The sequence below is a fragment of the Nocardia brasiliensis IFM 10847 genome, from assembly GCF_000710915.1.
Classification (GTDB): Bacteria; Actinomycetota; Actinomycetes; order Mycobacteriales; family Mycobacteriaceae; genus Nocardia; species Nocardia brasiliensis_A.
This window is the reverse complement of the sequence record NZ_BAUA01000155.1, coordinates 1-22,521: the sequence shown is the minus strand read 5'-3', so window position 1 is coordinate 22,521 and position 22,521 is coordinate 1. Positions and strand designations below refer to the sequence as shown.

Below are 22,521 nucleotides of genomic sequence, written 5' to 3'. Positions count from 1 at the left end.
GGAGTCGAAGCTTCGAATTCTCTTCATGTCGGGTCCGGTTGCGGCACATACGGCCATTACCTGGAATAGTTGTGGCAGCACGCACAGGACCAAGGCGAAAGCGGGGATGTTGGTGACTTCGACAGACGGTGTCAGCGGGGCGAAATTGGCGAAAGATGCGCCTGCGTCCACGTCGAACACCCTGGAGCGAGACGTCCAGACCCTGGAGAAGGCGATCTACGAGGTCAAGCGGGTGATCGTCGGTCAGGACCGGCTGGTCGAGCGATTGCTCGTCGGCGTGCTCGCGCGCGGTCACGTCCTGCTCGAAGGCGTGCCCGGCATCGCCAAGACCCTGGCCGTGGAGACCTTCGCCAAGGTGGTCGGCGGCTCGTTCTCCCGCGTGCAGTTCACCCCCGACCTGGTGCCCACCGACCTCATCGGTACCCGCATCTTCCGGCAGGGCCGCGAGGAATTCGATACCGAGCTCGGCCCGGTCGTGGCGAACTTCGTGCTCGCCGACGAGATCAACCGCGCGCCGGCCAAGGTGCAGTCCGCGCTGCTCGAGGTGATGGCCGAGCGGCACGTGTCGATCGGCGGCAAGACCTACCCGATGCCGAACCCGTTCCTGGTGATGGCGACGCAGAACCCGATCGAGAGCGAGGGCGTGTACCCGCTGCCCGAGGCGCAGCGCGACCGCTTCCTGTTCAAGGTCGTCGTCGACTACCCCTCGGTGGAGGAGGAGCGCGAGATCATCTACCGGATGGGTGTCACCCCGCCGGAGGCGACGCGCATCCTGGAACCCGAGGAGATCGTGCGGCTGCAGAAGGTGGCGGCCAATGTCTTCGTGCACCACGCGCTGGTCGACTACGTGGTCCGGGTGATCGCGGCGACCCGCAGGCCCGCCGACTTCGGCATGCAGGACGTGGCGAGCTGGATCTCCTACGGCGCCTCGCCGCGCGCCAGCCTCGGCATCATCGCCGCGGCCCGCGCCGTCGCGCTGATCCGCGGCCGCGACTACGTGGTGCCCCAGGACGTGGTCGAGGTGATCCCGGACGTGCTGCGCCACCGCCTGGTGCTGTCCTACGACGCGCTCGCCGACGAGATCAGTCCGGAGGACGTGATCAAGCGGGTGCTGCAGACCGTCGGTCTGCCTCAGGTCGCGCCGCAGGCCGTCGCGCCGGGCTCCTCCGCCGGTTCTGCCGCGCCGCAACAGCTTCCGCAGCAGCAGCCGGGTTCGCCGCAGGGCATCCCGCAGCCGCCGCAACAGCAGCAGGGCGCCCCGCAGCCGGTGCCGCAGCCGCCGAACGGGCAGCAGTCCCAGCCCGCCGGCAACGTCCAGAACAAGTGACCGCGGCGCCGGAACCGCCGTACCGCGTGGCCGCCTCTCCGCATGCGCCGCCGTCGTTCCAGGCCGGCGAACTGACCGACCCGCGGCTGACCGCGGCGCTGAAAACGCTGGAGCTGACGGTGCGCCGCAGGCTCGACGGCGTGCTGCACGGCGACCACCTCGGCCTCATCCCCGGGCCCGGTTCGGAACCCGGGGAGGCGCGCACCTATCAGCCGGGTGACGATGTGCGCCAGATGGATTGGTCGGTCACCGCCCGAACCACCCACCCGCACGTGCGGCAGATGATCGCCGACCGCGAGCTGGAGACGTGGATGGTCGTCGATCTCTCGGCGAGTCTGGACTTCGGCACCGCGCTGTGCCAGAAGCGGGATCTGGCGATCGCCGCCGCGGCCGCCATCACCCACCTCACCAGCGGCGGCGGCAACCGGATCGGCGCGGTCGTGGCCACCGGCGAACGATTGGTCCGGGTGCCCGCGCGCAGCGGCCGGGTGCACGCGCAGTCGCTGCTGCGCAGCATCGCGACCACGCCGCACGCGCGCGACGGGGTGCGCGGGGACCTGCGCGGCGGCATCGAGTCGCTGCGCCGCCCGCAACGCAAACGCGGTCTGGTGGTGATCATCAGCGATTTTCTCGGCGATATCGATTGGCAGCGTTCGCTGCGCGCCATCTCGGCCCGGCACGACCTGCTCGCGGTCGAGATCATCGACCCGCGCGATCTGGCGTTGCCCGATATCGGCGATGTCGTGCTGCACGATCCGGAGACCGGGCGCACCCGCGAGTTCAGCGTGACGCCCACGCTGCGCGCGGATTTCGCGGCGGCGGCGCAGCGGCACCGGGAGCAAGTCGAACAGGCCCTGCGCAGCTGCGGCGCGCCGGTCCTCACCCTGCACACCGATAGGGACTGGATCGCCGACGTGGTCCGGTTCGTGTCCACCCGGCGCCACAGCCTCGGCGCCCCGAGCGGGCGGGTCCCACGTCAGTGAGTATTTCGCATTTCACCGCCGCGCTCTGGCTCGGCTTCCTGGCCGTCCTCGCGTTGATCGCGCTGGGCTACGTCCTGGTGCAGCGCGGCAAGTACAAGCACATGCTGCAGTTCAGCAACATGGAGCTGCTGGAGAAGGTCGCGCCCGCGCGGCCGAGCCCGTTGCGGCACGTGCCGATCGCGCTGATGCTGGTCGGCCTGGTGTTCCTGACCATCGCGGCGGCCGGGCCGACCGCGGTCAAGAAGGTCGCCCGCAACCGCGCCACGGTCATGCTGGTGATGGACGTGTCGCTGTCGATGGAGGCGACCGACGTGCCGCCGAGCCGGATCGAGGTCGCGAAGAAGGCCGGTAAGGAATTCGTCGACGGCCTGCCGAACGGTTTGAACATCGGCTTCATCACCTTCGCGGGCACCGCGTCGGTGATGGTGTCGCCGACGACCAACCACGAATCGGTCAAGGCGGCCATCGACAACGCCAAGCTCGCCGAGCGGACCGCGACCGGCGAGGGCATCCTCACCGCGCTCAACGCGATCGACACGCTCGCGTCGGTGCTCGGCGGCGCGCAGGAGCCGCCGCCCGCGCGGATCGTGCTGATGTCGGACGGCAAGCAGACCGTGCCCGCGTTCGAGGACGTGGACAACCCGCGCCACGAATTCGTCGCCGCACGACTGGCGAAGAACAAGAACGTGCCGATCTCGACGATCTCCTACGGCACCAGGTGGGGCAAGGTCAGCATTCCGCGTGAGGACGGTTCGCGCGACGACGTGCCCGTGCCGGTCGATGACGACGCCATGCGCGAACTCGCCCGGCTGTCCGGCGGCGAGTTCTACACCGCGTCCACCCTGCAGGAACTGAGCAAGGTGTACGACACCCTCGAACAGCAGATCGGATTCGAGCTGACCAGGGGCGATGCGAGTCGTCCGTGGTTGCTGCTCGGCCTGTTGATCACCTCGGCCGGTGTGATCACCGGACTGCTCTATCGCCAGCGCCTGCCGTAACCGAGTCACCCTGGCGCCACGAACGTTTCGGCCTGCGCCGGGCCGTCGACCCCGGGGTGCCGAGCTGCCGCGGCGTCGACCATACGGTCGCGCGCCGGGGCTGGTGACCGTTCTGTCCGAACCGCGCCGCCCTCGTCGCGGAACCGTCCGGACCGGCGCCGGGCGGGTTTCCGGGTGGCGGCCGCCACCAGGTAGGTTGTTCCCCATGTCGAACATCACATCCCGGTCTGTCCTGGTCACGGGTGGTAACCGTGGCATCGGTCTCGCAGTCGCGCAGCGCTTGGTGGCCGACGGTCACAAGGTCGCCGTCACCCACCGTGGTTCCGGCGCGCCGGAGGGGATGCTCGGCGTGAAATGCGATGTGACGGACTCGGAATCGGTCGACGCGGCGTTCACCGAGGTCGAGGAGAAGCAGGGGCCGGTCGAGGTCCTGGTCGCCAACGCGGGCATCGTCGACAACACGCTGCTGATGCGGATGAGCGAAGAGCAGTTCAGCAGGGTCATCGACGCCAACCTGACCGGCGCGTTCCGCTGTGCCAAGCGCGCGAATCGCGCCATGCTCCGGGCGAAGTTCGGCCGGATCATCCTGCTCGGCTCGGTGGTCGGCCTCAAGGGCGGTCCGGGACAGGTGAATTACGCCGCGTCGAAGGCGGGCCTGGTCGGCATGGCGCGTTCGATCACGATGGAGATCGGCTCGCGCAACATCACCGCCAATGTCGTCGCGCCCGGTTTCATCGAAACCGATATGACGCGCGACGAGGTCACCGAGGAAATGCGTGAGCTGGTACTGAAATACGGCATTCCGGCCAAGCGAATGGGGCAGCCGGAGGAGGTCGCCGCCGCGATCAGCTTCTTGGCGTCCGATGACGCGGGCTACATCACCGGTGCCGTGATCCCGGTCGACGGCGGCTTGGGCATGGGCCACTAGTCTTTCACCACACCACTCGACTCTCAGGAGAACCGAAGACCCATGGGCGGACTGCTCGAAGGCAAGACCATTCTGGTGACCGGCATCATCACCGACTCGTCGATCGCGTTCCACGCGGCCGCGGTCGCGCAGGAGCAGGGCGCGAAGGTGATCATCACCGGCATTCCGGAGCGGCTGCGGTTGATCGACCGCATCGCCAAGCGGCTGCCGCAGGAGGTCCCCCCGGCCATCCCGCTCGATGTCACCAGCGAGGAGAACCTCGCCGAGCTGCCGGACAAGCTGCGTGAGCTGGCACCCGAGGGCATCGACGGCGTGCTGCACTCCATCGCGTTCGCGCCGCGCACCCTGATGGGCCCCGAGGCGCTGCCGTTCCTCGACGGTCCCGGCCCCGACGCGGCGAAGGCCTTCGAGATCTCGGCGTGGAGCTACGCCTCGCTGGCCCGCGCGGTGCTGCCGGTGATGAACGAGCGCGGCTCGATCGTCGGCATGGATTTCGATCCGCGCACCGCGATGCCGTTCTACAACTGGATGGGTGTGGCCAAGGCCGCGCTCGAATCGGTGAACCGGTACGTCGCGCGAGAGGTGGGCGCGGCCAAGAAGATTCGCTCCAACCTGATCGCCGCCGGCCCGATCAAGACGCTCGCGGCCAAGGCGATCGCGGGCACCGCGACCGACGACGCCGCCAAGCTCAACCAGCTCAACGAGTACTGGGACGGCGCGTCGCCGATCGGCTGGGACGTCGACGACCCGACGGTGGTCGCCAAGTCGATCGTCGCGATGCTCTCGGACTGGCTGCCGGGCACCACCGCCTCGATCATCTACGTCGACGGCGGGGCCAGCCACAACACCTGGTTCCCCGAGAACATGTCGATCAACTGAGTCATCCCGGAGGAGGGATCGTGGCACGGGCCGCCGACGCACTGCTGTTGCTGTCCTTCGGCGGCCCGGAGCGCCCCGAAGACGTGATGCCGTTCCTGGAGAACGTCACCCGGGGCCGGGGCGTGCCGCGCGCACGGCTCGACGAGGTCGCGCAGCACTACCTGCACTTCGGCGGGGTATCGCCGATCAACGCGCTCAACCGGGACATCATCGCGGCGGTCGAGGCCGAATTGGCCGCGGCCGGTATCGATCTGCCGGTGTACTTCGGCAACCGGAACTGGACGCCCATGGTGGAGGACACCGTCGCGCGGATGGCCGCCGACGGTGTGCGTTCCGCACTGGTGTTCCCGACCTCGGCCTGGGGCGGCTACTCGGGGTGCCTGCAGTACCACGAGGACATCGCCAGGGCGCGAACGGCTTTCGGTGACGGTGCGCCGGAGCTGGTGAAGCTGCGCCAGTACTTCGATCACCCGCTGCTGATCGAGGCCTTCGCCGACGCGATTCGCGCGGCGCGGCAAGAACTTCCGGCGCAGCGCCGCGACGCGGCCCGGCTGGTCTTCACCGCGCACTCCATTCCGATCGTCGCCGATACCGCCGCGGGTCCGGCGGCCGACGGCGGCCACCTGTACAGCCGCCAGGTCGCCGAGGCCGCCCGATTGGCCGCCGCCGCAACGGGGTTCACCGACTACGACGTCGTCTGGCAGTCCCGTTCGGGTCCGCCGCAGGTGCCGTGGCTGGATCCCGACATCGTGGATCACCTGGAGGATCTCGGCGCGAAGAACGTCGAAGCGGTCATCGTCTGCCCGGTGGGCTTCGTCTCCGATCACCTCGAGGTGATCTGGGATCTCGACAACGAGGCCCGGGAGAAGGCCGCCGAACTCGGCATGGTTTTCGTGCGCGCGGGCACCCCCGGCACCGATCCCCGTTTCGCGCGCATGGTCGTCGAATTGATCCGCGAGCAGTTGGCCGACGTGCCGCCGCGACGGCTGGGCGAGGTCCCGGGTTACGGCTGCACGCCGAACGGCGAGCCCTGCTTCCTCGGCTGCTGTGCCCTCCCAAGTCGGGGCACCGTTCATCGATGACTCACGAATAGGTCTGCGATAGCATCGCTCTCGCCTTCGGACGAAGCCGAAGCGGGGCGCAAGGTGAGAATTGATGACATATATCGACATGATGACCACTACCGGACTGTTGGACCTGGGGGCATGGTCCGACGACACCGTGTGGACGGCAGCATTGGAAACCACGGAAGCACGCCGGCGGGGGAGCCGGGGCGGCAAAGGTGGATCCTGGGTCGTGGGGCTGATCTGCCTCGGTCTGGTCGTCGTCGGCATGGTCGTCATCATTTGGCTCTCCCGCAGAAACAGAGGGCAGAACCAGAACCAGCTGCCGCAGCACGGTAACGGCGCGCAGCCGTACCAGCAGGTGGCCGGGCAGCAGTATCCCGGGCAGCAGTATCCGCAGCAGCAGGTAGGCGGACAACAGTATCCGCAGCAACAGGGTTATCCGGGCCAGCCGGCGGGATACCAGCAGCCGTATCAAGGGCAGCAGCCGTACCAGGGCCAGCCGTACCAGGGGCAGCAGCCGTACGGCCAGCCGTACCAGCAGCCCTATCAGCCGCAGGGCCAGCCGTACCCGCCGCACCAGCAGCACTGACCGGGTCCGTGCACGCTTTCTGACTTCCCGCACCCCGGCTCGCCGCGCGACGCACCGTGTCTCGCGACGGAAGGGGTGCGGGGATCAGAACATCACGGCCGATAGGCGCGTGTAGACGCCGGGGTAGCCGGGTTCGGCGGCCCCTTTGCCCCACGACGTGAGGGCGACCAGGTCGCCGTCGACGAGAAGTGGTCCGCCGCTGTCGAATTGGTTGGCGTCGGCCTCGGTCGAACCGGCGCACAACGCTTCTCGGGGATCGAAGGCATCGCCGTAGGCGGTGCAGTCGGCGTCGAGCGGGACGGTGGCGGCGTGCAGCAGCGGGTTCGCCCAGTCGTCGTCCGACGTCGCGCCCCAGCCCAGAATGGTGCCTGAAGTGCCGTGCGCCGCAGCGATGCGCACGGTCGGGCGCCGGATCGGATGGTCGAGCGTGAGGATGGCCAGATCGTTGTGATACGCCAGGTCGGTGCCGAATACGGTGACCCGGAAGTCCGGATGTACCCGCACGTCGGTGACCCGGACCGAGGTGCCCGCGTCGGTGTGCAGGTCCGACCGGTCGAAGGTGACGCGCAGCGCGGCGGGTACCCGCCCGGTGAATACGGCGCAGTGCGCCGCGGTGACCACCTGATCGGGGGCGATCAGCGCGCCCGCGCAGAACTGCCCGCCGGGGCGCAGCGGCAGCAGCGGGGTGCCGATCGCGACGAGCCACGGGTACGCGGACGCGTCGGCCGGTTGCCCGCCGACCACCGCGCCCGCCTGTGGCGCGGGCAGGCCGAGGCCGATCGCCGTCGCGGTGACGGCCGCCGCGAGAATCGCAGTGCAGCGCATCGCGGAACCTCCTCTGCTCGACTCCTCGAAGCACACTATTGCGGGACCGCCCCGAGCGCGACCGGAAGCGGATTCGATTGCGGCGCAACGGGACAAATGTCCCGAAGCGGGCACTCAGGCGCTGCGCGCCGCCGCGTGCACCGCGACCAGCCTGGCCGCGCGGATCGCGTCCCACAGCGGGCGCAGCAGCGACTCCTGGGCGCCGATCGCGGTCGCCGAGGTCGGCGAGGAAGCCGGTTCCCGTTGCGCCACCGTGAGAATCGCGGCGACATGGTCTGCGGTGTCCAGAATCTTCCTGGCCCGCAGCGGAATCGAGTCCGGGTAGTCGTGCCGGGAGTAGTCCGCGAGCTCGGCCTCGATGAGTTCACGCGGATCCGAATCGGCCGACCCCACCGAGGTGGTGTGCAACTGCATCAGCGCGTCGGCGGCATCGCGGACCGCTTCGCGCATAGCGTATTCCGCCTCGCCGAGCGACATGTCGGGGCCGGGCTCCGCCGGAATCGGCGTGCTGTAGACCGACCATTGCAAGGTGTCCTCGTCGGTCCACTGCGGGATCAGGCCGGTGCCCTCCGTGCCCGGCGCGCCGAGGAGCAGACCCTCCTGCGCCTCGATCGCGTCGGCGGCGAAGGCGGTGCCGACCGGCAGGCCGCGCACGTCGCCCGGCACCGGCAGCACCAGCCGGATCTTCGCGCCCGGCTCGGCCATCGCCTCGCGAATCACCTTGAGCAGCGCCATCATCCCGGTGCCCGGCAGGTTGCCGCGCGAGGACCACGGCAGATCGGAGCGGCCACCGGTGACCGGGTCGCCGGCCGCGATGGTGTGCCGGCTCGCCCAGGCGTGCAGGGCCGCCAATACGTCGTCGGGCGCGCTGCACCCGGCCAGCCAGGAGCCGGCCCACACCGTCAGCGTGGCACTAGGAGAGCACATAATTATCGAGCATAAAGGGTGATGGTTATTCACGGGCATTCCCGCGAGGGGCATTCCTGAGCAGCGCCGCGAGTACCTCGGCGGACGCGCCTATTCCGGCTCGGTGACGAAGTCGATGAGCCGTTCCACCGCCCCGATGAGCGGTGCCTCGAGGTCCCGGAAGGACTCGACCGCGCCATAGATCCGGCGCCAGCCGTCCTGCGGGGTGCCCCAGCCCAGCCGGGCGCAGATGCCGGTTTTCCAGTCCTCGCCGCGCGGCACCTGCGGCCACGCGTCGATGCCGACCGTGGCGGGGCGCACCGCCTGCCACACGTCGATGAACGGGTGGCCGGTGACCAGTACGTGCGGGCCGAGCCCCGTGGTGAGCTGGGTCTCCTTCGAGCCGGTGACCAGGTGGTCGACCAGTACGCCCACCCGCCTGCCGGGGCCGGGCTCGAACTCCACGAGCCGCTCGGCCAGGTTGTCCAGGCCCTCCAGATGCTCCACGACCACGCCTTCGACCCGCAGATCGTGGCCCCAGACCCGCTCGACCAGCGCGGCGTCGTGCACGCCCTCCACCCAGATCCGGCTGGTTCTGGCGACCCGCGCGCGCAGCCCCTCGACCCTGGTGGAGCCGGACGCCGACCGCGTCGGCTGCTGCGGCGCCGCGACCGTCGGCCGGACCAGTGTGACCGGCTGACCGTCGATCAGGAAGGCGGCCTCGCGCAGCGCGAACAGCCGCACCGCGCCGCGCGCGTCCTCCAGTTTGACGAACTCGCCGTCGTAGCTGCGGTCGAAACCCACCACGGCGCCGCAGAATCCGCTGGCCGCGTCCTCGACGACGAGGTCGCGTTCGGCGCTGACCTGCGGTACCGCCCGCTTTTTCGCCCGGGAGTGCCCCGAGAAGATATCGCCGCCGTACCTGTCATGCCCGCTCATCCGCCCGAACTTAGCAGGCGGACATCCGTATTCGGTTCCGCGAATCGCGGGGCGCACGATCGACACGCCGGTCTACAACATTCCAGGCACACATGATCGACAACCAGCGCATCCGGTTGCCGACGCGCACTAGAGTGGGCAGCGTGGCCGCAATAGTTTGGCTGGTCGCGGGGATCTTGCTCGCGGCCGCGGAAATGCTCACCGGGGACCTGACCTTGCTCATGCTCGGCGTCGCCGCGCTGGGCACCGCGGGTGTGAGCTCCGTCGCGGGCACGTCGGTGGTGGTGGACGCCATCGTCTTCGGCGTGCTGACGCTGGTGTTGTTTCTCGGGGTGCGGCCGGTGCTGCGCCGCCGCTTCGGCAATCCGCCGCCTATTCCGACGAACGTCGATGCCCTGCAAGGCAAGTCGGCGTTGGTGCTGGAGCAGGTGGGCGCGCATTCCGGTCAGGTGAAGCTGGGCGGGGAAGTGTGGACCGCGCGGCCGATGGACGAGTCCGAGGTGTACGAACCGGGTACGAAGGTGTTCGTGATGAGGATCGACGGCGCGACCGCCGTCGTGTGGAAGGGGCCGTGATGGCTGTACTGATCGTTGCCGCCGTACTCGTCCTGCTGGTCGTGGTGGTGGTCTTCAAGTCGATCGCGCTGGTGCCGCAGGCCGAGGCGGCGGTGATCGAGCGGCTGGGCCGGTACTCGCGCACCGTTTCCGGCCAGCTGACGTTCCTCGTGCCGTTCGCCGACCGCATCCGCGCCAAGGTGGACCTGCGCGAGCGGGTGGTGTCCTTCCCGCCGCAGCCGGTGATCACCGAGGACAACCTGACCCTGCATATCGACACCGTGGTGTACTTCCAGGTCACCAGTCCGCAGGCGGCGGTCTACGAGATCAGCAACTACATCGCCGCGGTCGAGCAGCTCACTGTCACCACGCTGCGCAACGTGGTCGGCGGCATGACCCTGGAACAGACCCTGACCTCCCGCGATCAGATCAACGGCCAGCTGCGCGGCGTGCTGGACGAGGCCACCGGCCGCTGGGGGCTGCGGGTGGCGCGGGTCGAGCTGAAGAGCATCGATCCGCCGCCGTCGATCCAGGAGTCGATGGAAAAGCAGATGAAGGCCGATCGTGAGAAGCGCGCCATGATCCTCACCGCGGAGGGCACCCGCGAATCACAGATCAAGACCGCGGAGGGCTCCAAGCAGGCCCAGATCCTGTCCGCCGAGGGCGCCAAGCAATCGGCCATCCTCGCGGCCGAAGGTGAACGGCAGAGCCGCATCCTGCGCGCCCAGGGTGAGCGGGCGGCGTCCTACCTGCAGGCGCAGGGTCAGGCCAAGGCCATCGAAAAGGTCTTCGCCGCAATCAAGAACGGCAAGCCGACGCCGGAACTGCTTGCCTACCAGTACATGCAGACGCTGCCGATGGTCGCGCGCGGCGACGCCAACAAGGTGTGGCTGGTGCCCAGCGATTTCGGCAAGGCGCTCGAAGGCTTCGCGACCAGCTTCGCCACCAAGGGCGAGGACGGCGTGTTCCGTTACGAGCCACCGTCTTCCGACGGCGAGCAGGTCAAGGTGGAGGACGACTCCGACGTCGCGGACTGGTTCGACACCGCGTCGGACCCGACCATCGAACGCGCGGTCCGCGCGGCCGAGGCCACCGCGCGCACCCCGGTGGAGGGTTTGATGTCGCCGCCGCCCGCGGCGCCGCATCAGCCTGCGCCGCATCAGTCGGTGCTGCCGCCCCAGGAAGAACAGCAGGCGTTGCAGCAGCAACCGCCGCAACAACCGCAGCCGCCGCAGCAGCAACCGGCCTACCGGCCCGAGGATCCGCACGGCAGGCCGTGGCAGCCGCCGGAGAACTTTTCGAAGTAGGCCGATTCTCGGCGGCGAGGCGGCTCCGGGGGGTTGATGCGAACCAGGCGAGAACTCTTGCAGGTGGCGCTCGTCGCGCCGCTCGCCGCCGCCTGTGCGCCCGATCTGCTGCTCGGCAACCCCGGCGCGGTGCGCGTCGGGGTGTCGTGGAGCGGAACCGAGCTGACGGCGTTCCGCGCGGTGCTGGCCCGCCTCGGCTATCCCCATCCGGTGGACGTGGTGCCGCTCGGCGACGAGATCGAGACCGCGTTCACCGCGGGCGGACGCTCGGCGCCCGACATCGTGATGCTGCCGCAGGCGGGCCGGGTGCGCCCGCTCGCGCAGCAGCGCAAGCTGCGGCCGGTGTCGGAGCGGCTGTGGTCCGACGGCGCGGACCCGGCCTATCCTGATATCTGGCGACAGCTGTTGCAGCACAACGGAAAACCCTATGGCGTACCGTTCAAGGCCGCCGACAAGTCGATGGTCTGGTACGACCGGCAGCTGGTCGAGCATTACCGGCTCGGTGACCCGGTGGGCTGGACCCTCGCGGACTGGCTGGACCGGATGGAGTTCCTCGCCGACTCGCCGGTGCGGTTGCTCGCGCTCGGCGCGGCCGACGGCTGGGTGCTCACCGACGTGTTCGAGAACGCGCTGCTCGCCGAATCCCCGCGCATCTACGACGAGGTCGCCGCGGGCCGCGCCGATCGCACCTGGGAAAGTCCCGCGGTGCGGGCCGCCTTCCGGCATCTGGGCTCGCTGTGGGGGCACCGGCACGCCTTCCCCGGTGGCATCGCGGTGGCCTTGACCAAGCAGTTCCCCGACGCGGTGCGCGAGGTGTTCGAGCATCGGCGTGCGGTGATGGTGGTCGCGCCGGATTTCGCCGAGCCGATCGTGCGGGCCGCGGTGCGCCGGTCGAGACGGCGGGAACCGGACGTGGTCGGCGTCGCCGCGTTTGCGGCCGTCACGCCCGAGGTGGCCGCGCCGCGGATCGTCGGCGGCGATGTGATGGTGGTGACCGAGTCGGCCACCGATCGCGCCATGGATCTCGTTGCGGCACTTGCCGCGCCGACGGCGCCGGTGCCGTGGATCGAGGGCTACGGCGGCTTCATCGCGCCGAATCTCCGTACCGATGCCCGGTATTCGGCGCTGCTGGAACCGGTGGCGCGCACCCTGCGGACACGCAGCGCGTTCGATCTGTCCGATCGGATCGGCGCCGTCGGCGGCCGCAACGGGCTGTGGCGCATCCTCACCGACTTCTTCACCACGGTCGGCAACGGGGCGACGGAACGGCTGGACGAGGCGACCGACCGCGCGATCGCCGCTCTCGACGCGGTGGATCGGCGGCGGCGGTGACCGAACAGCGGCACTATCAGGAGCACGGGCTGCTGCTCGAACTCAGCGGGCGCCGGATGCGCGGGCCGCTGGTCGCGGGCAGTCACCCGCGGCGGTGGACCGGTCTGGCGGCGGTGCTGCCTGCCACGGTGCTGACCGTATCGCTGATCGTGGCGCCGGTGGTGTGGACCGTGGTGAGCGCGACCCGGGCGCGGCCACTGCTGGTGATCTCCTGCCTGGGCGCCGTGCTCGGCGCCGTCGGGCTCACTCAATTGGCCCGGCAGCGCCGGGTTCCGGGGTTCCGGCTGATCGCGCGGCGGCGGCGATGGCTGCTGCGGCGCCGGATGCCGGTGCCGCGGTGGACGATTCGGGCCGTGCCGTACACGTTCTGGCTGGTGCTGTGGTCCGGTGCGCTGGTGCTCGCCGCCGGCGGGCTGTGGCTGCTCGCGGCCGCGCTCGGCCACGACGGCAGGTGGACTTACCTGCGCACCCTCGGGTGGTTGCTGGTCGTGGTGCTCATGCTGGCGGCGGCGTTGGGCGTGGCCTGGTGGGCTCGCGATTCGCAGTGGCTGTGGCGGCCGCTCATCGTGTCGTTCGGCATCTCGGCGGTGGTGTCCGGCGTCGCCTTCCGGCTGATCTTCGAGTTCTTCGGTGACCTGCTCGGCATCGACAGCGTTGCGGGGTACTGGCTCTGGTACGGGCTGATGCTGTGCTCGGCCTTCGTGTGGACCTGGTTCGGTTTCGTCACCGGCCTGTTCCGGGCGGGGATCTGGGCCATCGAGAACGATTCGGTCCGCGCGGGCTTCCTGCATCACGGCGCGGGCCGTTTTCCGGTGCGGCTCTTCGTTCTCCTGCGTCCGGTGGTGCTCATCGTCGGGCTCGCCGTCGGTGTCGCCGCCGCACGGGTGTTCGACGTGGTGCTGATCGGCGTGCCCGGTTCGATGCAGTACGAGCTGGACAGTGCGACCGTGTACTGGTGGCGGCTGGCCACCGACTCGGAGGTCGACGCGGGGGTGACGGCGGCCTACGGTCTGCCGCTCGCGATGTTGGTCGGATTCCTGGCCTGGCTGTTGCAGACCGACGTGCGCAGGCACCGGACGAGCTGGTCCGCGCCGCCCGCGCCGCCCGCCGTCGCGACGCGTCCGCGCCGGAAACCGTTGCGACTGCTGGGGATCGTCGCGGTATCGCTGCTCGCCCTGGTTCCGATCGGCTGGCTGATCTATGCCTGTTTCCGGGATCGCGACGGGTTCGGGACCGGTGCGATCGAACGGGTGTGGCGCGACCCGGCCCTGCTGCGTTCGCTCGAAACGACCGTGTGGGTGGCGGGTTTGGCCACCATGGTCGTGGTCGCCGCGGCGGTGCCGGTGGCGTACCGGCTCGCCGCGCTGCGGCCCAACCGCTCGGCCGCGACGATCGCCGTGGTGGCACTGGTCGTGCTCTCGGTGCTGCCGGTGCAGAGCTATCTGGGACCGGTGAACACCTTCATCGACGCTTACGGGCTGTCCGGCACCCGTATCCCGTTGATCCTGCTGCACGCCGCCGCGGGTCTGCCGATCGCGATCCTGGTGCTGCGCGGTGCGTTGCTCGCGCCGCCGGACAGTCCCGCCGCCGATGCGCTGCACGGCCTGGCCGGACCCGGCACCATCGCGCGGCGCGTGCTGGCCTCCGCGGGTCCGGCACTGGGCGCGGTGGCCGCGCTCGAATTCATCCAGGTGTGGAACGATTTCGTGATCGGGTTGCTGATCAGCGGCGCCGGCGCGACGCCGTGGTCGCTGCTGCTGTGGGGCGAGGCGCGCCAATTCGGCGAGAACTCGGCGCAATTGGCGGCCGGGGCGTTGATCTCGGCGATTCTGCCGGTCGCTTTGCTGCTGGCCACCTGGCGGCGCTGGCTGGTGCCCGGATTGACCGGGGGGACGTTGCGATGAGCGACAGGTGCCGCGACATCGTGCGGCGGGCCGAGATCGGCGTCGGCGTGGTGCGGGCATGAGCGATCCGGACCCGCACGCCCGCCGCGACGACCCCGAGACGCCGGGTACGCCGAGATCGACGGTCTGGCAAGGATTTCTGGGTACCGCCTCGGTGGTGGCGTACGCGCTGCTGTTCGAGCTGGCGCGCAGTCTGGTGATCAACTCGCTGGGCGACAGCACGGCGGTCAAGGTGCTCGCGGGCACCCTGCGCTGGTTGTCGGTGCTCGTCATCGTCGCGGCGGCCGCGTACGTCGGCTACCGCTTTCTGCAGTGGTATCGCGAAAGAGTGCGCGTCACCGCGGAACTCGCGTTGCTCGCCGATCTGGTCGAGCCCGCGCCGCAGCCGGCGACGGCGCACCGGTGTCCGGGTCCGCCGCGCCGGACCACGGCGTTGAACGGCCGGATCATCGCTGCGGTGCTGCGCGAACTGCCGGTGCGCGACTTCGAGGCCGCCGCGCTGCTCGCGGTCCTGGGTGCGGCGCTCGACGCGCCCGCGCGGCTACCGCTGGAGCGGCTGGCTTCGCGCCCGACCGCCGCGGTGCTGCTGGACACCCTGCGCCGGGAGAACATCGTGACAACCGCAGGTGCGCAACGCTATTGCCTGCGCAAGGTGCCGGTGCTGCCGGGGCGGGCGGAGGTGCGCGGGGGCGCGCGCTGGCCCGCGGCGCTGACGGCGCTGGTACACCACTACGCCGATCGCGCGGGGCGCTGGGCGATCGCCTTGGAGACGGTGCGTTTCGCGGCCGGGGCGCGGCGCTGGTTCGAGGCCGAGGAGGAGTATCTGCACACGCTCGTCGCGCAGTGCGCGGAACTCGGCGCGGAACTGCCCGCGGCCGTGGTGCCGGAGCTGGTGCGGATCGGGGACGCGCTGGATACCTGGTATGCGCGAATCGGCCTGGGGGAGAACCATGGCGAACTCGCGGCCAAGATGAGCGAGATACCAGGACTGAACGACCATGTGCTGCACCGGGATCTGGTGCGGATGCGGGCGGGCGGGCTCCAGGACCGGCCCGGTCGCTACCGGCCGCGCAATCTGTCCACCAGTTTGGCCGCGCGCTGGGAACACCGGGATGCGCTGCGCCGGCTGGACCGGGCCCTGCCACACGAACTGCCCGGGGTGGTCGCGCAATTGGAGGCGTCGTGGTGGTTGTTGCCGCGCGAAGACGTGGCGGGCGAGGTGTGCGCGCTGATCAACCTGGCCATCGCACACCTGTGGCAGGGGCGGCTCGACGCCGCCCAGGACCGGCTCGACCTGGCCGAATCGCTCACCCGCAGCGGTCGTGACCCGGACGGTCGCGCGCACGTGCACGAAACCATGGGCATCGTCTGGTGGGTGCGCGGTGACTCGGCCAAGGCCTTGCATCGCTGGCAGCAGGCCCTCGGCGAATATCGCGTCATGGTGGACGAGCACGGTATCGCCCGCTGCCTGCAACATCTCGGCTCGGCCCTGCTGGAGGAGCCCGGTCACGCCGAGACGCTGCTCGGTCCCGGCTTGTCCGCTCCCGAAGTGACGCGCCAGATCACCGGCTGGCTCGCCGAAGCCCGCCGCCTGCATCGCGGTCTGCGCTACGCCGGACACTATGCGTACCAAGCTGATTCACGCCTCACCGCCACCCGACGCCCCGGCCTGCGCGGACTGCTCGACCGCACCCCACCCTTGACCGCGCTGGACCGCATCGACCGCTGGCCCCTCGCGGTCGCAGACGACCCAGGCTAGCCATACCCCTTCCGCCTTCGGCACCCGCCCGCGCCGCTGGTCGACGTCAAAGACCGTCAGGCAGTCGGGCCTGCATCCGCCGGAGTGCCCGCACCCCGCAACCAACCCGCGCTGGCCGCACCCCTTCGGCTTCGGCGCAGGCTGCGCGCGCGGCTGGTCGGCGGCCCATAGACCCCCAGGCGGCGGCCGGGGCTGAATCCGCCGGAGCGACCGCACTGCGTACCTACTGCGCTGACCGGGTCGACCGCTGCCGGTCGCCGACGACCCGCTAGCGGACCTTTTCCGTCGTCTCGGTGCGTGGGTGTGCGGCAGGGCACGCGCGGGCGGGACACGCCGATCGCGGGGCGGTGGCAGACTTTTCGGTATGACGACACCTGATTGGGCCGATGTGGACCACTACTTGGTGGACACCCTTGTGCAGGACGTGGAAACGGCGGCGGCTTTGGCGGCCAATGCCGCGGCGGAACTGCCTGCGATCGATGTGTCCCCGCCGCAGGGCAAGTTCCTCTATCTGCTGGCGAAGACCGCGCGGGCGCGGCGCGTGCTGGAGATCGGCACGCTGGGCGGGTACAGCACGATCTGGCTGGCCCGCGCGGTCGGCGCCAAAGGGCAGGTGATCACCTTCGAATACCAGCCGAAGCATGCCGAGGTGGCGCGGCAGAACCTGGACCGCGCCGGTGTCGGCGACCGCGTCGAGATCCGGGTCGGCGCGGCCCTGGACAACCTGCCGGTGCTGGCCGATGAGCACCCCGAGCCGTTCGATCTGGTGTTCATCGACGCCGACAAGGTCAACAACTCGAATTACGTGCAGTGGGCGCTGCGGTTCACCCGGCCCGGCTCGGTGATCATCGTCGACAACGTCGTGCGCGCGGGCGGCGTGGCCGACGCGGACTCCGCCGACCCGATGATCCAGGCCAGCCGCGAGGTCCTCGCCCTGCTCGCCGCCGAACCGACCCTCGACGCCACCGTGGTGCAGACCGTCGGCGGCAAGGGCTGGGACGGTTTCGCCTACGCCGTGGTCAACGGCGACGCGGACGACTGAATTCGTGGTGCCGCTGCGGATCGTCCGCGTCCGCGGCGGCCGGCGACGTCAGTCGGTGTTCGTCACTCGCCAGGCCCCGCGGCCGGCGATATCGAGGACCAGCGCGGCGATGTTCCAGGCGTCGTCCGCGCCGCTGTGATGCCGCCCTTCCAGCGGCAGACCCGCGATCTGCAACGCGCTCGCCATCCCTTGCCGCTTCGCCGATCCGTAGGTCTCACTGAACACCAGCTTGGCGTTGGTGTGCCTGCTGCCGAACGGATAGGCGGTGCCGGTGGCGGCGCATTGGTTGCGGAACTGTTTGCGGTCGTAGTCACCCCAACTGGCCCACGGGCGCATACCCGCCGCGTGGTCGGTGGCGAGCAGGCGGCAGGCTTCGGCGAATTCGACACCCGTGTCCACCTCGTCCTGGGTGAGCCCGGTCAGCTCGGTGCAGAATGCGCTGACCGTGGAGCGGGCGGGCCGCACCAGGATCCGATGTTTCGCGGTCCGCGCACCGGAGCCCAAATCGACCACGGTCACACCGATTTCGATGATCTCGCTGACCGCGCCGGGCGGCGGCGTGCCCGCCCAGCACGTCGCCTCCACGTCGACGACATTGAGTAACCCCGTTTTTCCTCCCATGCTCGTCGAGGGTAGGGAGACGACGGGTCGCGCTCAATCGCTTTTCGGGTCAGGGGACGAGAACGACCTTGCCGGTGGTGCCGCGTTGCTCCAACGCGCGGTGCGCGGCGGCGGCCTCGGCGAGCGGAAAGCGCTGCACGGCGGGGCGCAGGCGGCCCGCGGCGGCCGCGGCCATCGCCTCGTCTTCGAGTGGACGCAGGTCACCGCCGACCCGGCCCAGCATGGCGGGACCGACGACCAGCTGCGAGGTGATGCCCCGGGCGTCTAGCTCGTCTTCGGAAAAGGCCGGGGTGGCAGCATCTTTCGGGCTGGACCCGGACGCGCCGTAGACCAGGTGCCGCCCGCCCTTTCCGACGAGATCAAGTGCCCGGCGGGTGATCTCGCCACCGACCGAGTCGAACAGGATCGTCGCGGTGCGGTCGCCGAGGAAGGTGCGCACCTGGTCCGGCCAATCGGGCCGCAGGTAGTCGACCGCCAGGTCGGCCCCATTGCGTTGCACCAGCTCGACTTTGGCGGGGCCACCGGCCAGGCCCAGCACCGTCGCGCCCGCGTTCTTCGCGGCCTGCACCAGCAGCGTGCCGAGGCCGCCCGCGGCGGCCGTGACAATGGCGACACTGTCCGGGCCGAGGTCGGCGAACAGCAGAACGCCGAGCGCGGTGCGGCCGGTGCCGATCATCGCGACCGCTTCGGCCGGGTCGAGGTTGTCCGGAATCTGGTGCAGCCGAGATACTTCGGTGACGGCGAGTTCGGCGTACCCACCGGGCACCATGCCGAGATGGGCCACCACATGCTTGCCGATCCAGCTCGGGTCGACATCGGCGCCGACCAGATCGACGGTTCCGGCCACCTCGCGCCCGGGCACCGTCGGCAGTTCGGGCGCCGGGTACGGCCCGGCCGCTCCTTTGCGCAGCGCGGTGTCGATCAGGTGGACGCCCGCCGCGGCCACGGCGATCCGCACCTGCCCCGGTGCGGGTTGTGGGTCGGAAATGGTTTCGTAGCGCAGGTTTTCGGCCGGGCCGAAGGCGTGGAGGCGAATCGCGTGCACGGTGGCTCCTGTTCGTGGTGCAGACGCCGACCACCGTGCAACATCAAGCTGGGTTCAGGTCAACTCGACCGGTCGTCGCCGACCCGCGGGTCACGCCGAGCCGGCGTGCTGCTTCGCCCTGACCTCGAAACCGTCACAGAGCGCCGACAGCCCGACGTACAGCAGTTCCTCCTGGGTGAGGTCGCTGACCCCCGTACCTTCCAGGTCGGCGAGTGCGGGCGGCACCGGATACTGTGATTCGCCTTTCAGCATGGTGCGCAGCCCGTTGTCGCCCTCGGGGTTCATGCCTTTGCGCGCCATCAGGGTGGCGCTGATGTGCGGCAGCGTCGCCCCGGAGATGTAGTTCCAGATCGTGAACGCCATCGTGGTCGCCTCGCGGGTGGAAACATTGAGTTCGGACAGGCCCTCGACCATCCACGCCAGGCACGCCAGACTCTGCGGGCCGAAGCTGTAGCGCGGCGTGGCGAAGGTGAGCAGAACCCACGGATGTTGCAGGTAGAGCGCCCAATCGACCTCGGCGGCGATCCGCACCCGGTCCCGCCAGGACCACTGTTGTCCCGCCGGCGACGGATACGGATTGCGGCGGGCGACCTCGTCGGTCATGGCCGCGAGCAACTCGTCCTTGTTCGCGACGTGCCGATACAGCGACATGGCGCCGACGCCCATGGTGTCGGCGATCCGGCGCATCGACAGGGCGTCGAGTCCCTCCTCGTCGGCGAGCGTGATGGCGGTGTCGATGATGGCGGCCCGATTGAGCTTGACCTCAGTCATCCCATGACTCACTTTCACTTCCAGGAGAGGTTGCGTACACTGTACCCGACCTTGTGCGTACGGCGTACGCGAGACGGAGAGGAAATTTCAGGATGACAGACGTCGAGGCCGCGCGCGCCGCGCAGGCGCCGGCCGCCGGCTCGCGCCGTGCCTGGCTGGGCTTGACGGTATTGCTGCTCCCGGTGCTGCTGGTGTCGATGGACATCTCGGTGCTGTTCCTGGCCATGCCGACGCTCACCGAGGATCTCGACCCGTCCGCCGCGCAGCAGCTGTGGATCCTCGACATCTACGGGTTCCTCATCGCGGGCCTGCTGATCACCATGGGCAACCTCGGCGACCGGATCGGGCGGCGCAACATCCTGCTGGCCGGCGCCACCATCTTCGGCATCGCGTCGGTGCTCGCGGCGCTGGCGCCCAGCTCGGCGGTGCTGATCGTGGCCCGGGCGCTGATGGGCATCGGCGGCGCGACCCTGCTGCCGTCCAGCCTGGCGCTGATCTCGAGCCTGTTCCCCGATGCCAAGGAGCGCGCGGCGGCGATCGGCGTGTGGACCGCGTTCTTCGCGGGCGGCTCGGCGGTCGGGCCGATCATCGGCGGCGTGCTGCTGCACCAATTCTGGTGGGGCTCGGTATTTCTCATCAACATCCCGGTGCTGCTGATCCTGCTGGCGCTCGGCCCCTTCGTGCTGCCCGAACACCGCGCGGGCGTGCGCGGACCGCTGGACCTGCCCAGCGTCGCGCTGTCCATCGGCGGCATCCTGCCGCTGGTGTACGGCATCAAACACGCGGCGGCGGAAGGGATCGACGCGGAATCGATCGTCATCGCGCTGATCGGCATCGTGGTGCTGACCATTTTCGTGCGCAGGCAGCGCAAACTCACCGACCCGCTGCTGGATCTGCGGCTGTTCACCCGTGCCGGATTCTCGGTGGCGATCGGCTCCAGCCTCGTCGGCATGATGTCGCTGGCCGCGCTGAGCTACCTCACCAGCATCTATCTGCAGTCGGTCACCGGCCGCGATCCGCTCGCCGCGGCGCTGCTCGGTATCCCGATGGCGGTGGCGGTGTTCGTGTTCTCGATGAGCGGCGCGCGGGTCGGCCAGCGCTTCGGCGTCCGCAACAGCTTCACCTTCGCGCTGGCCGCCGCGGCGGTGGGCAATCTGATGCTGCTCGGCGTCGGCGTGCACGGCGGGCTCTGGTGGTACCTGGTCGGCTCGACCATCGCGGGCGTCGGTTACGGCATCGCCTTCACGCTGGTGTCCGATGTCGCGGTGTCCTCGGTACCGCCCGAGCGGGCCGGTTCGGCGGTCGGCATCTCCGAGACCAGTTTCGAACTCGGCAATTCGCTGGGCCTGGCGCTGCTGGGATCGCTTGCGGCGCTGATCTTCCGGTCCGGCGGCGACTACGCGGCCACCATCGGTGAGACCATCCAGAAGGCGAACGGCGATGCGGCGCTCGTCGAGTCCGCGCGCCAATCCTTCGTCTCCGGTATGCATATCGCGACCGCGGTGGGCGCGACCATCCTCGTCGCCATGGCGATGATCGCCTACTTCGCCTCGCCCCGGCGTTTGCCGCCGGGTGCGGGCGCGGCGCACTGAGCGCTCACCGGCGGAAGGCGCGTTCGAAGAAGCGCTGCACCTGGTTGCGGGTCAGGTTGGTCCAGGCCTGGACGGGGCTGGACCACCAGGGCGCGATCTCGCGCGGCTTGGCCGTGACGGCGTGGCAGACCAGGTCGGAGGCTTCGTCGACGGTGAGGCCCGGCACGCGGCTGAAATCGGTGGGGGCGCTCATCCTGGTGTGCACGAGCGGCATGTAGATCGAGGTGGTGGTGACGCCGTCGCCGGACACCTCGGCGGCGACGCTGCGCAACCAGACGTCGAAGGCGGATTTCGACGCGCCATACGCCGCCCACTGCGGCGCGGGCGGCATGAGCACGCCCCAGGTGGAGATGTTGACGATATGCCCCTGCTTGCGTTCGCGCATGTCCGGCAGCAGCGCGAGCAGCAGCCGTACCGGGCCGAGATAGTTGATGTCGATGGTGCGGGTGAAATCGTGGAAGCGGTCGTAGGATTCGTCGATCGATCGGCGAATCGACTTGCCCGCGTTGTTGATCACCACGTCCAGGTGACCGTGCTCGGCGAGCAGCCCGCGCGCCAGCAGCTCGACGGCGTCCATATCGGTGAGGTCGGTGGGGTAGACGTGCGCGGTGCCGCCCTCGGCCGCGATATCGGCGGCGACCCGGCGCAGATCGTCGGCAGAGCGCGCGACGAGCAGCACGATCGCGCCCGCGGCGCCGAGCTTGCGCGCGCTGGCCTTGCCGATGCCGTGCGACGCCCCGGTCACCAGCACGACCTTGCCCGCGACCGCCTCCCGCAACGTCTGCTCGTGCGGCCGTGAGGTCGGATACAACAGCCGGCTCGCCACTCGCTCGGCGAGCGGGCGTCCGTTGCTCTGGGCCGGAGTCTCAGTCACCTCTCCGACTTTATTAGCACAGCGTCAATTCGTCGCTCGGTATCGCGATCACGATCGGTCCCGGTACTGGCGCGAACTGCGAGATCGTCCGCACTCGGCAGCGTTCGGGGTGACCGGGACACGCTTGCACGACACGCCGGGCATAAGATCCCTCGGTGGGTGAAATCGGTTCGGCGAGCCTGGCGACGCTGTTCGCGTTGGCGGATTCGCGGTTGCCGATCGGCGGACACGTGCACTCGGGCGGGGTGGAGGAGGCGATCGCCTCCGGCGTGGTGCGGG

21 protein-coding genes and 1 pseudogene are annotated in these 22,521 nt (G+C 69.7%); 15 read left to right on the top strand and 7 right to left on the bottom strand.

Annotated elements, in window-relative coordinates; genetic code table 11:
* The first annotated feature begins 106 nt into the window (after window positions 1–106).
* The 7 genes from NBRGI_RS30165 (at window position 107) to NBRGI_RS48805 (ending at window position 6,771) form a co-directional block, all read left to right on the top strand.
* Window positions 107–1,327: an AAA family ATPase gene (locus NBRGI_RS30165; RefSeq protein WP_029900587.1), complete on the top strand. Its 1,221-nt coding sequence runs from the start codon at window positions 107–109 to the stop codon at window positions 1,325–1,327.
* Window positions 1,324–2,310 carry a DUF58 domain-containing protein gene (locus tag NBRGI_RS30160; RefSeq protein WP_235211150.1) on the top strand — a complete coding sequence of 329 codons (987 nt, stop codon included), beginning with the start codon at window positions 1,324–1,326 and terminating at the stop codon, window positions 2,308–2,310. The genes NBRGI_RS30165 and NBRGI_RS30160 overlap by 4 nt, the downstream gene beginning before the upstream one ends.
* The gene (locus tag NBRGI_RS30155) at window positions 2,307–3,308 is read left to right on the top strand and encodes a VWA domain-containing protein (protein ID WP_014986315.1); all 1,002 of its coding nucleotides are present in this window, start codon (window positions 2,307–2,309) and stop codon (window positions 3,306–3,308) included. The genes NBRGI_RS30160 and NBRGI_RS30155 overlap by 4 nt, the downstream gene beginning before the upstream one ends.
* A 205-nt stretch (window positions 3,309–3,513) precedes the next feature.
* A complete protein-coding gene (gene fabG1, locus NBRGI_RS30150) occupies window positions 3,514–4,236 on the top strand; it encodes a 3-oxoacyl-ACP reductase FabG1 (protein WP_029900585.1) in 723 nt (240 codons plus the stop codon).
* Window positions 4,237–4,278: 42 nt separating this feature from the next.
* Entirely contained in the window at window positions 4,279–5,115 is an 837-nt protein-coding gene (gene inhA / locus NBRGI_RS30145; RefSeq protein ID WP_029900584.1) for an NADH-dependent enoyl-ACP reductase InhA, read from the top strand.
* Window positions 5,116–5,135: 20 nt separating this feature from the next.
* Window positions 5,136–6,197: a ferrochelatase gene (locus NBRGI_RS30140; protein ID WP_029900583.1), complete on the top strand. Its 1,062-nt coding sequence runs from the start codon at window positions 5,136–5,138 to the stop codon at window positions 6,195–6,197.
* 73 nt (window positions 6,198–6,270) lie between these two features.
* On the top strand, window positions 6,271–6,771 hold the full coding sequence (locus tag NBRGI_RS48805) for a hypothetical protein (RefSeq protein ID WP_029900582.1): 501 nt from the start codon (window positions 6,271–6,273) through the stop codon (window positions 6,769–6,771).
* Window positions 6,772–6,855: 84 nt separating this feature from the next.
* Here the strand turns inward: NBRGI_RS48805 and NBRGI_RS30130 are convergent, their stop codons facing one another.
* The 3 genes from NBRGI_RS30130 to NBRGI_RS30120 form a co-directional block, all read right to left on the bottom strand.
* Entirely contained in the window at window positions 6,856–7,596 is a 741-nt protein-coding gene (locus NBRGI_RS30130; RefSeq protein ID WP_029900581.1) for a S1 family peptidase, read from the bottom strand.
* Between the two features lie 114 nt (window positions 7,597–7,710).
* Window positions 7,711–8,523 carry a hypothetical protein gene (locus tag NBRGI_RS30125; protein WP_029900580.1) on the bottom strand — a complete coding sequence of 271 codons (813 nt, stop codon included), beginning with the start codon at window positions 8,521–8,523 and terminating at the stop codon, window positions 7,711–7,713.
* A 90-nt stretch (window positions 8,524–8,613) separates the two neighbouring features.
* Window positions 8,614–9,441 carry a DUF3097 domain-containing protein gene (locus NBRGI_RS30120; protein WP_029900579.1) on the bottom strand — a complete coding sequence of 276 codons (828 nt, stop codon included), beginning with the start codon at window positions 9,439–9,441 and terminating at the stop codon, window positions 8,614–8,616.
* Between the two features lie 143 nt (window positions 9,442–9,584).
* Between NBRGI_RS30120 and NBRGI_RS30115 the strand changes: the two genes are divergently transcribed.
* From NBRGI_RS30115 to NBRGI_RS30090, 6 genes are all read left to right on the top strand, one after another.
* Window positions 9,585–10,016: an NfeD family protein gene (locus NBRGI_RS30115; RefSeq protein ID WP_029900578.1), complete on the top strand. Its 432-nt coding sequence runs from the start codon at window positions 9,585–9,587 to the stop codon at window positions 10,014–10,016.
* Window positions 10,016–11,302 (top strand): SPFH domain-containing protein, encoded by a 1,287-nt coding sequence (locus NBRGI_RS30110; RefSeq protein ID WP_029900577.1) that lies wholly within the window; start codon window positions 10,016–10,018, stop codon window positions 11,300–11,302. Before NBRGI_RS30115 ends, NBRGI_RS30110 begins: the two co-directional genes overlap by 1 nt.
* Window positions 11,303–11,338: 36 nt before the next feature.
* Entirely contained in the window at window positions 11,339–12,634 is a 1,296-nt protein-coding gene (locus NBRGI_RS48270; protein ID WP_029900576.1) for an ABC transporter substrate-binding protein, read from the top strand.
* On the top strand, window positions 12,631–14,538 hold the full coding sequence (locus NBRGI_RS30100; protein ID WP_029900575.1) for a hypothetical protein: 1,908 nt from the start codon (window positions 12,631–12,633) through the stop codon (window positions 14,536–14,538). The genes NBRGI_RS48270 and NBRGI_RS30100 overlap by 4 nt, the downstream gene beginning before the upstream one ends.
* A gap of 58 nt (window positions 14,539–14,596) precedes the next feature.
* A complete protein-coding gene (locus tag NBRGI_RS30095) occupies window positions 14,597–16,297 on the top strand; it encodes a hypothetical protein (RefSeq protein WP_029900574.1) in 1,701 nt (566 codons plus the stop codon).
* A gap of 364 nt (window positions 16,298–16,661) precedes the next feature.
* Complete coding sequence (locus NBRGI_RS30090; RefSeq protein ID WP_029900573.1) at window positions 16,662–17,339, top strand: O-methyltransferase; 678 nt, start codon at window positions 16,662–16,664, stop codon at window positions 17,337–17,339.
* Between the two features lie 48 nt (window positions 17,340–17,387).
* Here the strand turns inward: NBRGI_RS30090 and NBRGI_RS30085 are convergent, their stop codons facing one another.
* From NBRGI_RS30085 to NBRGI_RS30075, 3 genes are all read right to left on the bottom strand, one after another.
* Window positions 17,388–17,960, bottom strand: a complete 573-nt coding sequence (locus NBRGI_RS30085) for a 3'-5' exonuclease (RefSeq protein WP_029900572.1) — start codon at window positions 17,958–17,960, stop codon at window positions 17,388–17,390.
* Between the two features lie 49 nt (window positions 17,961–18,009).
* A complete protein-coding gene (locus NBRGI_RS30080; RefSeq protein WP_029900571.1) occupies window positions 18,010–19,005 on the bottom strand; it encodes a zinc-binding dehydrogenase in 996 nt (331 codons plus the stop codon).
* A gap of 90 nt (window positions 19,006–19,095) precedes the next feature.
* Window positions 19,096–19,776: a TetR/AcrR family transcriptional regulator gene (locus NBRGI_RS30075; protein WP_029900570.1), complete on the bottom strand. Its 681-nt coding sequence runs from the start codon at window positions 19,774–19,776 to the stop codon at window positions 19,096–19,098.
* 92 nt (window positions 19,777–19,868) lie between these two features.
* Here NBRGI_RS30075 and NBRGI_RS30070 point away from each other — a divergent pair, with 92 nt between their 5' ends.
* On the top strand, window positions 19,869–21,368 hold the full coding sequence (locus NBRGI_RS30070) for an MFS transporter (RefSeq protein ID WP_029900569.1): 1,500 nt from the start codon (window positions 19,869–19,871) through the stop codon (window positions 21,366–21,368).
* Window positions 21,369–21,372: 4 nt separating this feature from the next.
* Here the strand turns inward: NBRGI_RS30070 and NBRGI_RS30065 are convergent, their stop codons facing one another.
* Entirely contained in the window at window positions 21,373–22,242 is an 870-nt protein-coding gene (locus tag NBRGI_RS30065; RefSeq protein WP_370627867.1) for an SDR family NAD(P)-dependent oxidoreductase, read from the bottom strand.
* Window positions 22,243–22,406: 164 nt separating this feature from the next.
* Here NBRGI_RS30065 and NBRGI_RS30055 point away from each other — a divergent pair.
* Window positions 22,407–22,521 (top strand): annotated as a pseudogene (locus tag NBRGI_RS30055) (urease accessory protein UreF); the annotation flags it as partial.